The 10,493-nt window shown below is 72.9% G+C and carries 6 protein-coding genes; all 6 read right to left on the bottom strand.

Annotation, left to right across the window (positions count from 1 at the left end):
* Window positions 1–758: cellulose biosynthesis protein BcsN (gene bcsN / locus MFF42_RS04490; protein ID WP_238254690.1), on the bottom strand; the 758-nt coding region annotated here is incomplete at its 3' end.
* On the bottom strand, window positions 755–2,716 hold the full coding sequence (locus MFF42_RS04485) for a hypothetical protein (protein ID WP_238254689.1): 1,962 nt from the start codon (window positions 2,714–2,716) through the stop codon (window positions 755–757). The genes bcsN and MFF42_RS04485, both read right to left, overlap by 4 nt.
* A complete protein-coding gene (locus MFF42_RS04480) occupies window positions 2,701–3,951 on the bottom strand; it encodes a family 8 glycosyl hydrolase (RefSeq protein ID WP_238254688.1) in 1,251 nt (416 codons plus the stop codon). The genes MFF42_RS04485 and MFF42_RS04480 overlap by 16 nt, the downstream gene beginning before the upstream one ends.
* A complete protein-coding gene (locus MFF42_RS04475) occupies window positions 3,951–6,626 on the bottom strand; it encodes a cellulose biosynthesis cyclic di-GMP-binding regulatory protein BcsB (RefSeq protein ID WP_238254687.1) in 2,676 nt (891 codons plus the stop codon). Before MFF42_RS04475 ends, MFF42_RS04480 begins: the two co-directional genes overlap by 1 nt.
* A complete protein-coding gene (bcsA, locus tag MFF42_RS04470; protein ID WP_238254686.1) occupies window positions 6,623–9,052 on the bottom strand; it encodes a UDP-forming cellulose synthase catalytic subunit in 2,430 nt (809 codons plus the stop codon). The genes MFF42_RS04475 and bcsA overlap by 4 nt, the downstream gene beginning before the upstream one ends.
* A 327-nt stretch (window positions 9,053–9,379) precedes the next feature.
* On the bottom strand, window positions 9,380–10,192 hold the full coding sequence (bcsS, locus tag MFF42_RS04465) for a cellulose biosynthesis protein BcsS (protein WP_238254685.1): 813 nt from the start codon (window positions 10,190–10,192) through the stop codon (window positions 9,380–9,382).
* Window positions 10,193–10,493: the final 301 nt, after the last annotated feature.

Genomic DNA, 10,493 nt, shown 5'->3' with positions numbered 1-10,493 from the left:
GGCGTCGGCGGCCGGATCGGCGGCGCGGCCTGCGGCTGGACGGGCGGGGCCGGCTTCGGTGCAACCTCTTGCGGCGGCTCGGCCGGGGCGGGCCGGGCCGCCTGCTTCTTGGACGGAGCAGGCTTTTCACGCCGGACGGCGGATGGGCGCGGGCGGGCCGGCGTGGACCGGGCGCCGGCTTCGCCGGGCAGGCTGATGGTCATCCGCTCGACCGCTCCGACGAGATCGTCGAGGCTCGCCTGCGCCGTGCGGCACAGCCGAATCCGCAGCGAGAGGGCGCGCCGGCCCGCGGTCGGGGTGACCGGGGCGTCGAACAGGCCGCCGCGGCTCGCGACGCGCTGGGCCGCGCTCGCCCGCTCGAACCACTGCCACGCGTAGAGGCAGTCGGTCCCAAGGGCGAGGCCGACCGGGCCGTAGCCGTTGCGCCGCGGCGCGACGACGCGAAGAGGCTGGCCCGGAAACCGGACCGCGATCTCGCCCTCGATGCCGAACTGGCTCGGTTTGGCGAGCCGCGGCGGAAAGGCGAGCAGGAGGTCGCCGGTCTCGTTGCGCAGGGCCACCTCGGCATGGTTGCGGCCGTCGCCGCCCTCGAAGCGGATGCGCTGGTCGAACCCGTCGCGCAGGCGGGTCTCGACCACGCCCGCGACCGGGCCGGCGCCGGGCAGGCGCAGGACCGGGGCGGACTGGGCCAGGACGGGATCGGCGCCGGCGAGGAGCAGGGCCGAAACGGCGAGAGGCCCGAGCAGACGCGATCTCACGGAAACCCTTTCCCGTTCGGCCCGGCTCCGGAGGAGAGGCGGGAGGGCACGGAGAAGCGGTCGCTCTCCGGGCTCGCCGCGGCCCGGCCGCGCTCGGCCTGCTGGTCCTGCCACAGCGTGCCGGGCGGCGGAGGGGCGAGGCCCTCCGGCTTGTCGAGGCCGTTATAGCCCGGCAGCAGCGCGAAGCCGTAGCGCTCGTAGGGCATCGCGCCGGCCCCGTTCACCCGCCGCGCCACCAGGGGCGGACGCGCGGTCACGGGCTCGCGGGCATAGGTGCCGGGCGCGACCGGGTCGGAGAGCGCCCGCTGCAGCGAGGCGGGCGGGTAGCGTAGGGAATTGTCGAGGGGCACGCTGAGCGGGAACTCGTTGCGCTGGACCGCGGGCGGCACCGTGCCGCCCTGGGCGCCGACACCGGCCGCGTCCGGCCGGGGCACCCGGCCGTAGGAGGGGGCGTCGGGCTTCGGCTCGGGCCTCGCCTGGGCGGCGGAGCGGGCGGGGGGCGGCTGCGGCCCCGCGCAGGGCAGCGGCGGCCCGCCGGGATCCTCGCGGAACAGCATGTCGACGACCTTGGGGAACAGGCCGTCGTAGCGGTTCACCACCTCGAGATAGGGGCGCTGGCGCTTGAGCCGCTGCAGGGTCAGGGCGTAGCCGAACACCGTGGTCTCGCTCGGCATCCAGGCCACCGCGCGCTGGAACCATTCGAGCGCGGTGTCGAACTGGCAGGAATTGTAGGCGTACCACGCCAGCCCCTGCGCGCCCTCGCCGGAGGCGGAGGCGATCACGACCTTGGCGTAGCGCTCGATCCGGGCCGGCTCGATGAAGGGCGGGTTGGCGAGCGTCAGCTTGCGCTCGAGCACGTCGATGAACAGCAGCTCGTTGCCGACGAAGCGGTCGCGCCAGGCATAGGCGACCTCTTCCGCCTCGCGCAGCATGTTGAGCTCGCGCAGGGTGTGGGCGAGGCCGTGGGCGACCATGGCGTCGCCGCCGCGGCCGATGGCGAGCTTGAACCATTCCAGCGCCTCCCGGAACTGGCGCCGCTTGTAGGCGTACCAGCCGAGCAGGCCGGTCTGGCTCGGGTCGCCGCTCTTGCGGGCATAGGTCTGGAAGGCGGTGAGGTCGGCCAGCGTCGGCGTCTGGGCCGGCTCGTCGTGCAGGAAGGCGGCGATGCGCGCGCGGGTGATGTCGAGGCGGATCGCGTCGAATTCCGAGGCGCCCTCCTGACTCGAGCGTCCCATGGCGATCAGCCGCTCGGCCTGATCCATCTTGAGGTGGCTCATCGCCTTCTGGATCGTGGCGAGCCGCGCGCCGGCATCCGCGCTGCCGTCGAGGACGGACTTGTAGAGGTCGTAGGCGTCCTCGCCCGCCCCCGTCACGGCGAGCGCGTCGGCGATGATCCAGAGGCTTTCGAGGTCGGACGGGTCGAGGGCGCCGGGATCGGCCCGGTAGAGGGCGACCACCTCCTCGGACGTCTTGCCCGAAGCGTTCCGCTCCGCGGCGGCCTTGATGCTGTTGCGGAACTCCGCCCGGCGGAGCTTGCGCGCGAGTTCCTCCGAGGGCTGCCAGTTCGGCTCCAGGGAGCGGCGCGCGGCGATGGCGGCGCGCAGATCCTGGAAGCGCCCGGCGGTGAAGAGATCCCACAGCGGCGCCTCCTCGGGCGGGCTCGGCTGCAGGGTGTCGAGGTCGGCAGGCTCGGTCCAGCCCGGATAGAGCCGCTTCAGCCGCGCGATCTCGGCCTTCATCCGCGCGGTCTGCTTCTGCGAGGCGTAGTAGCGCAGCGCGCTCTCATCGACCATGCCGGGCGTCCCGCCGGTCTCGGGATCGACCAGGATCGCGGGCGCGCGGGCGCCGTCGCCGTAGACGACGCGCGGGGCTGCCTCGGGCGGCGCGCCCTGGGCCGCGGCGGGCATCGCGCCGGCGAGCAGGGCGAGGGTGGCGAGGGAGGTCAGGACTTCACGCATGACGGATACCGCATCCGGGCCGCGATCAGCGCGAGGAGGTGGAGGGTCGTCGGATAGTAGTTCTGATTGTCCTGCACCGTCCTTAAGGACTCGGGAAACGGTGTGCCGTCGGCGGCGCAGGCGGTCAGCGCGGGGATCGCCGTGTAGCCCGGCTCGCTCAGCCACTCGACCGGCCGCCCGTCGCGGGTGTCGACGATCGGCAGGCGCTCGCGGTCGATCCCGCCCCACAGCGTCTTGAACGGGGCGTAGTCCTCCGGCCGCCCGACCCCGGCCCAGGCGAGATAGAGCGGCACGCGGATCGCGTTGTAGGAGAAGAGCGGCGGGAAGCCGTCGGCGGGGCGAAGGGCCTCCTTGGCCGAGATCCACTCGGTCGGCAGGCTGCTCGGGCCGAAGCGCGACTGGCGCAGGAAGTCGAGGCCGCTGCGGATCAGCGAAGCCCAGTCGTATTCGGGGGCGACGATCGGCAGCCGCTGGAAGGCGGGAAAGACCCAGTAGGACAGGTTGATGAGCGGGCCGTCGGCGCGGTCGCGGGCCGAGAAGCCGGAGACCGCCGGCAGCAGGACCGGCCCGTGCGGGTCCTTGAACAGGATGGTCTTGCGGCCGAACTCGACGGCGATGCGGCGCGCGGCGGTGCGGTAGGAGGGCTCGCCCCAGGCTTCCGCCGCCTCGGTCAGCGCCCAGGCGACCAGGATGTCGCCGTCGGTGGCGTTGTTCATGTCGGCCACCGCCGGGCGGTGGTCGGGCGCCCAGCGCCACGCCAGCAACTCGTCGGAGCGCACCATCAGGTTGGCGCGGGTCCAGCCCCAGATCCGCTCGAAGGCGGGCCGGTCGCCGGCCGCGACCGCGATCAGCATGCCGTAGCCCTGGCCCTCGCTGTGGCTGATCATGCCGTTGGCGGTGTCGACGATCCGGCCCTGCTCGGTGACGAAGCGCGCGCGGTAGGCGCGCCACGCCGCCTCGTCGCCGAGCGTGTTGGCGAGCGCCGGGCCGGTGTCGCTCCGCGCCGGCGTCTCGGCGCGCGGCGGGCTCGGCAGGGCGGTCGCGGGCGGCACCGTGGTGGCCTCCGTCGGCGGGGACGTTTGCTGCTGGGAAGGCGGCGGGGCGGTCGAGGGCGATGCCGGCGGCGGGGCCGGCTGGGCCGCGGCGGGGCCGGCCGCGGCGAGGGTGACCGCCGAGGCGAGCGCCCATCCGGCGAGGCGCGGGGCGGGACGGCACGGCGCGCGGGGGGGCCGCATCAGGAATTCCTCCGGCCGAGCTGGCGCACGAGGCCCGTGGTGGCGAGGCCGAGGCACAGGGCCATGAACAGGGTCATGCCGACATAGTAGCTCGGATTGAGGGAGAGCCACGCCGCCGAGACCAGGCGGAAATTGGCGAGCGACCAGGCGCGGGTCTCGATCAGCGCGACGCGATCCGGCTGGACCGTGGTGAGGGTGCCGTCCGAGGCGTCGAGGAAGGCGGCGCGCCCGACGAGGCGGGTCCAGACCACCGGATCGACGAGGCAGGACACCGACGCCTTGAGCATCGACGGGTTCGGGGCGGTGACGAGCACGGTGGTCTCGCTGAGCCGGGTTCCGTCGCTCCCCTCGGCGATGATCAGCGAGGCGCGGGGATTGACCGGCACGTCCCCCGCCTTCGGCGCCTCGATCAGGCCGGTCACGTCGCTGCGCAGCCGCAGCGCCCAGTTCGCGAACCGGGACCAGCCCTCCCGCAGCACCGAGGGGACGAAGGCCGCCCCCGACAGGGCCTGGTCCCAGCGGGCCACGAGTTCCTCGTCGGTCTCCGGGCCCGCCGGGCGCGGTGCGCCGCGCGGCGCGGGGGTCGGCGCGGCGGCCGGGATCGCAGGGGCGGCGGCAGAAGGTGCGGCAGGCGGCGCGGCCGCGACGCTGACCGGCACCGCGGCGGGCGGCAGGGCGCAGCGCATCGGCAGGTTGCGGCGCAGCCGGTCGAGGGTCAGCACGCCCTCGGGGCCGAACTGGCCCGGCGTGGCCACCGTCTCGGCCCGCCCCTGCCAGACCCGGCGGATCTCGTCGGGATCGAGGCCCACGGTCTGGATCGTCACCGGGTTGAGGGCACGGGCAGGGGCGACCACGAGGTTGGCGCCGCCCTCGGTGCCGCCCGCATCGGGCACGAGTTCGAAGTCGATGACGCGCTTGGCCGCGATCGCGAGGCGGGCGGCGAGGGTCGCGGCGGCATCCGCCGTCTCGCGGTCCGCGACCGGCAGCACGAGGCGCGGGCGGGTCCCCGGCGCGGTGAACGGCACGGCCCCCGCCTTGACCGCCGCGAGGTCGGGGCTGCGCACGGCGCGCGCCAGGGCGGGGATCTCGAGGCGGGTGCGGTCGAGGAAGAGGAAGCGCGGCTGCCGCGCCGTCGGCGAGAGGGTGTCGCAGACCTTGTCGGAGGCGTTGGGGAGCTGCGCGCTGATCTCAACGCTGTTCAGGCCCGGCCGCCACAGGCTCAGGGGCAGCGGGATGGCCTGGTCGTCGAACACCTCGCCCCGGGCATAGGGCAGCGGCACGCTCGCGGCGTTGCGGCCGTTGATGTCGACGACGATCTGGGCGCTCGAATCGAGGCCCGCGGCGTAGCCGCCGGCGAGGTGCAGCATCACCTTGCCGTAGTCGGCGGGGACGAAGTCGGCGGGAAAGCGCAGCTCGATCCGGGTGCGCAGCAGGCGCCCGTTGAACTCGCGGCTGGTGACGCCGAGGCGCTCCAGGTCGAGCTGCTCGCCGCCCTGCACCTCGTAGCCCCGGATCAGGGGCGCGAGCGCCGCGCCGGGTCCGCTGCCGCCGGGATCCCCCGCCGCGGCGAGCTGGGTCACGGCCGCCCGCACGTCGTCGGGGCCGGGCCCGGTCACGACGAGCGTCGGCGCGCGGTTGCCCCGCGGCGGCAGCAGGGCGAGCCGCGGACCGGTGATCGGCCCGAGATCCTCGACGCCGTCCGTGCCGCGGATCTCGGCGGCGGTCCCCACGAGGAGGTTGACGCCGTTGCGGCCGGCGAGCGGCGGCCCGAAGCTCACCGCGGGCCGGGCGAGCCGGCTCACGACGGCGAGCGCCTGCACGGCGCCGATCATCCGCTCCAGGCGCGGCAGGGTGGGCTTCTCGTTGAGCAGCACGCCCAAGGGGAGGGCGCCGCTCTCGTCGGGCTCCAGGGCGGCGAGCGATTTCAGGTCGAGGTCGGCGGCCGGCGCGACCACCAGCCCGGAGCGGGAGGGGTCGATCTGGGTCCACAGCTCGTAGGTCGCCTCGATCGCGCAATCGACCCGGTGGCGCTGGCTCGCCGTCAGCGTGACGGCGTTGTAGCCGGCCTTGAGGACGCCGTCGGGGATCGCGAATTCCACGACCTTGACGGCGCCGGGCGCCTGGATCCGGGTCCAGCCGACCTTGGTGCCGTTGACGAGCCCGCTGAGCTCGGAGAATTCCGGCGCCACCGAGATCGCGGAGAGGTAGGAGACGCGCAGCCGCGCCGGACCCCGTGCCTGCCCCTCGGTGAGGTAGACCGGGTATTGCAGCACGTCCTCCTCGCCCGAGAGGCGGAAGCCGCGGGTGCCCGCGGGCAGGCGGCGGGCCGGGGCGATGGTCGCCTGGACCACGGAGCGGGGCTGCACCGTCGGCGCCTGACCCGCGGACGGGGCGGGGGGCTGTGCGGCGGGTTGCGCGGGGGGCTGTCCGGGAGCCTGGGCCGGCGCCTGCCCGGGCGCCGGGCTCTGCCGGCGCAGGGCGTCCCCGGTCGGCGGCACCGTCAGGCGCTCGGCCGGCCCGCTCCCGAGGAAGCTCTGCGCCCCGGCCGGCGGCCCGCCCGCGACCGCGCCGACCAAGACACCGACGACCATGCCGGCGAGCGCGAGGGCCGTCGCGCGGACGGCCTTGCGCCCGGCGCCGGCTTGGGGGGGAGGGCGCGCTGCCATCGCGCTCACGCCGTGCCCGCGCCGCGGCCGGCCCGCCCGGCGAGGGCGCGCTCGTTCTCGTAGTCGAGCATCATCCGCACCCAGTCGTTCGAAGCGCGAGCGGGCGCTTGCGCGGCCTCGGCGGCCACCTGCACCTCGGCCGGCGCGGGCTCGCCCGGTGCCGTCGGGGCGGCTTGCGGGGCGGCTTGCGACAGGACCACCGGCGCCGCGGCGGGCAGCAGCGGCTCGGGCAGGTTCGCCCCGGTCGGCGCCTGTTCCGGCGCGTCGTAGATCGGCGAGGTCCCGTCGAGCACGGGGGCCGCGGCCGGGCGCGCGTCGGCGGTGAGCGCGTAGCGCGCGGCGCGCACCGGCTCGGAGAGGCCCCACCAGATGAATTGCAGCGTGCCGGTGAGGATGTCCTTGTGGCGCCGACGGCGCATCTGGAAGCGGCGCATCGCCTCCGCGTCGCCGTACATCAGGCCGGCCAGGGCCACGTAGTCCTGCGGGCGCAGGCGGCCGAAGCTCAGGCGGGCGAAGGCCTCGTCCTTGGCACGCTCGATCCCCTCCAGGGTGACCGGCAGGGCGCCGGCCGGGCGCGCACCCGCCACCGGCACGACGGTGAGCGCGCCGGTCAGCGCGCGGTGTCCGGCCCCCGCCGGCAGCAGGGCGGCGGGCAGGCGCACGGTGCAGGCCTCCGCCGAGACGCGCTCGATCGCGACGTCGATCGCCCGGCCCCCCAGCGTGATCTGGCCGCGCCGGTCGATGGCGAGGGAGGGCGTGCGCTCCAGCTGGCGGCGCTCGGCGCAGACCCCGAGCGCCGCGCCCGCAGTCAGCAGGTTGAAGAAGTTCCACAGGCCGACCACCAGCATCAGGTTGGTCACGCCCGGCTCGAACAGGTAGCGCCACGTCGCCACCGCGCAGCCCGCCGCGAGCAGCAAGTAGACGGCGAAGAAGGGAAGCGAGGCCGACGAGAGATGGTTGTGGTCGAGGCTGACGCCCTTGTCGGTGACGTTGAAGGTGGGCTTGCGCGGCGACCAGATCACCGAGACGATCGCCTTCGACAGGTAGAGCCCCTGGACGTACTCGTAGAGCTCCGAGACGAAGGGCCAGCGGAACTTGCCGTAGACATAGTTCTGCATCATCAGGTTGATGACGATGTAGGTCGCCGTGTAGGCGATCGACTCATCGACGCTGGCCACAAAAATCTTCAGGTCGAAGAAGATGTGCAGCAGCGGCGCGAACATGAAGATCAGCCGCGGCACCGGGAAGAACCAGAACGTCATGCTGGAGAGGTAGGCGATCTTCTGGATCGGCTTGAGCCCCCGCTGCAGCGCGGGGTTCTTCAGGAGCAGGATCTGGAACATGCCCTGGCACCAGCGCGAGCGCTGGCCGATGAAGGCCGTGAGCGTCTCGGGTTGGAGGCCGGCGATCAGGGGCTTGTCGACGTAGGCGCTGGTCCAGCCGCGGGAATGCAGCTCGAACGCCGTCTCGCAATCCTCGGTGATGGTGATGCCCGAGAACCCGCCGGCCTCGTCGAGGGCGGTGCGGCGCAGCAGGGCGGCGGAGCCGCAGAAGAACGAGCCGTTCCACTTGTCGAGCCCGCGCTGGGTCACCGCGTAGAACATCTCGTTCTCCGACGGCATCCGCTCGAAGGTCTTCAGGTTGCGCTCGATCGGATCGGGATTGAGGAAGGCGTGCGGGGTCTGGACGAGGAAGAGCTTCGGGTCCTGCGCGAAGTAGCCGACGGTCTCGCTCAGGAAGGAGCGGAACGGGACGTGGTCGGCATCGAGCACGACGACGATCTCGCCGGTGGCGAAGGCGAGCCCGTTGTTGAGGTTGCCCGCCTTGGCGTGCTCGTTGCGGGCGCGGGTGAGGTAGCGGCAGCCGAGCTGCTCGGCGAGGGCGGTCAGGTCGCGCCGCCGCTCGCGCGCGGCCCGCGCCTTCTCGGGGTTCGGGTCGGCGCATTTCTGGTCCGACCCGCCGTCGTCGAGGAGCCAGACGGTGAGCTTGTCGGGCGGGTAGTTGATCTGGCGCGCGGCGGCCAGCGTCATCGCCAGGATGGCGGCGTCCTCGTTGTAGCTCGGCACGAAGACGTCGACGGTGGGCAGGTCGGCCGCGCGCGCCGCCGGGGGCGGCGGCCGCCTGAGCGGGTCGGCGTTGATGATCAGGCTGACGAACAGAATGAAGACGCAGTACAATTCGCCCAGCAGCAGCAGCAGGCCGAAGCCGAAGCTAACCGGATCGCCCGGCGAGGGCAGCGTGTCGGTGACCCGCCACAGGATGTAGCGGAGCACCACGAGGCTCCCGAGCGCCAGGAAGACGAAGCGGGTGCGCGGCCCGTCGAGGAACAGCCACAGCACGATCATTGCCGCCATGGCGGCCAGGCTCATGGCGAGCTGGTTCTGTGTCCCGACGGGCTGGCTCAGCAGGATGAGGCCGGCAACCGTCGTTCCCATCCACGCCAGCCACCGCAGCGCACGTATCACACTCGCCACCCCTGCGTTGTGGACGGGTCCACCATGGAAATGCGACGATTTCCGGATGCGTTCACGAGTCGGCCGCCCCACTCTGCGAATAGGGTTGATTTTGCGCTCGAGGGCGTCGCGTCATCCGTAGAAAAATATGCCGGCGGGCGAAAGGACCTTTGCGCCTGCAAATTGCAATACGGAGGAATGTCTTCCTGATACGGAGATCAAGCCTCGCCGGGACCGGCAGTACTTCGCGCTGAGACCGCGGAGCAAGGCGGCGGATTGTCCGGAGCCGTTCGAAGCCTGATCCGGCTCTCAGAAATTCGCCCGCGCCTCGATGCTCGAATAATAGCCCGTGCCCTGCACGCGGTCCCGCACGTAGCCGACCGCGAGCGACATCTGGACGGGGCCGAAGCTCAGGCCCGACAGGTGGGCGCCGACGCGGTACTGGCGGAAGAAGTCGTCGCCGAGGAACAGGGCCTCCGGGCCGATATAGACGCCGTCGGCGACCATGTAGCCGACGCGGAAACGGGAATAGTAGGCGTTGAACTTGGTCGAGTAGGAGCCGTAGGCTGAGACCATCGTCCGGTCGGTCGGCGTCGCGTAGAAGTTTCCGGCGACCTTCAGGCCGACGCCGGTGCCGACGACCGGGTTACCGGGGTCGGGGATCGAGAGCTGGTTGCTGCGGACGTTGAAGCCGACATAGCCGGCGAGCGCCGCGTCTCGCCAGATCCACTCGTAGCCGGCGAGCAGCGAGCCCTCCTGCTGATAGCCGGTGACCCGCGCGCCGACGGCCTGCCCCGGATAGGCGTAGGTGCCGGCGACGCCCTCGACGCGCACGCGGGCGCCGCTCACCGTCGGCGGGCTGCCGAGCGCCGTCGTGACGGTGACGGAGCCGAAGGCCGAGGAGTTGGAGGTGATGCTGGTCGAACCGTCGACGGCCACCGCCCAGCTGTCGTCCACCGCCTGGGCCTGCGGGCCGGTGTACCAGTCGACGCTCGCCGCCGCGGGCGCCGGGGCGGGCAGGTCGGCGGCACGGGCCGGGGCGGCGAACACGGCCGCGAGGCCGCAGGCGAGAACACAGATGATCCCGGGAGTCCGTTGATGGTTGCGAGAAACCACAGCCATTCGATCCTCGGATACGCACACGCTACGCACCGATTTATCGGGGTCCAGGGTTAACAGGAGCCTCCCGAAAACGGAAAAAGCCTAGTTCATCTCGGCTGACATCTTGTCATGCGGCCTTCGCTCGCGATGACGGAGCGGGCAAGACCCGGCGCGATCGACCGGAAAACCGCAACCGGCGTTCACGATGCCGCCCGGTCTCAGGCCGCCCGGACCTGCGGGGCCGCCGCGCTCAGCACTGCCGCGAGGTCGTCGGGCCGGAACGGCTTGTCGAGCTGCAGGAATTGCCGCGCCGCCGCCGGCA

Origin of the sequence: Methylorubrum podarium, from assembly GCF_022179745.1 — a bacterium.
Classification (GTDB): domain Bacteria; phylum Pseudomonadota; class Alphaproteobacteria; order Rhizobiales; family Beijerinckiaceae; genus Methylobacterium; species Methylobacterium podarium.
This window is presented reverse-complemented; position numbering and strand designations above follow the sequence as displayed.

Excerpts from the sequence above, each read along its gene's own strand:
- bcsS (WP_238254685.1), bottom strand. The coding sequence starts at position 10,192 with ATGGCTGTGGTTTCTCGCAACCATCAACGGACTCCCGGGATCATCTGT.
- MFF42_RS04480 (WP_238254688.1), bottom strand. The coding sequence starts at position 3,951 with ATGCGGCCCCCCCGCGCGCCGTGCCGTCCCGCCCCGCGCCTCGCCGGA.
- MFF42_RS04485 (WP_238254689.1), bottom strand. The coding sequence starts at position 2,716 with ATGCGTGAAGTCCTGACCTCCCTCGCCACCCTCGCCCTGCTCGCCGGC.
- bcsA (WP_238254686.1), bottom strand. The coding sequence starts at position 9,052 with ATGGGAACGACGGTTGCCGGCCTCATCCTGCTGAGCCAGCCCGTCGGG.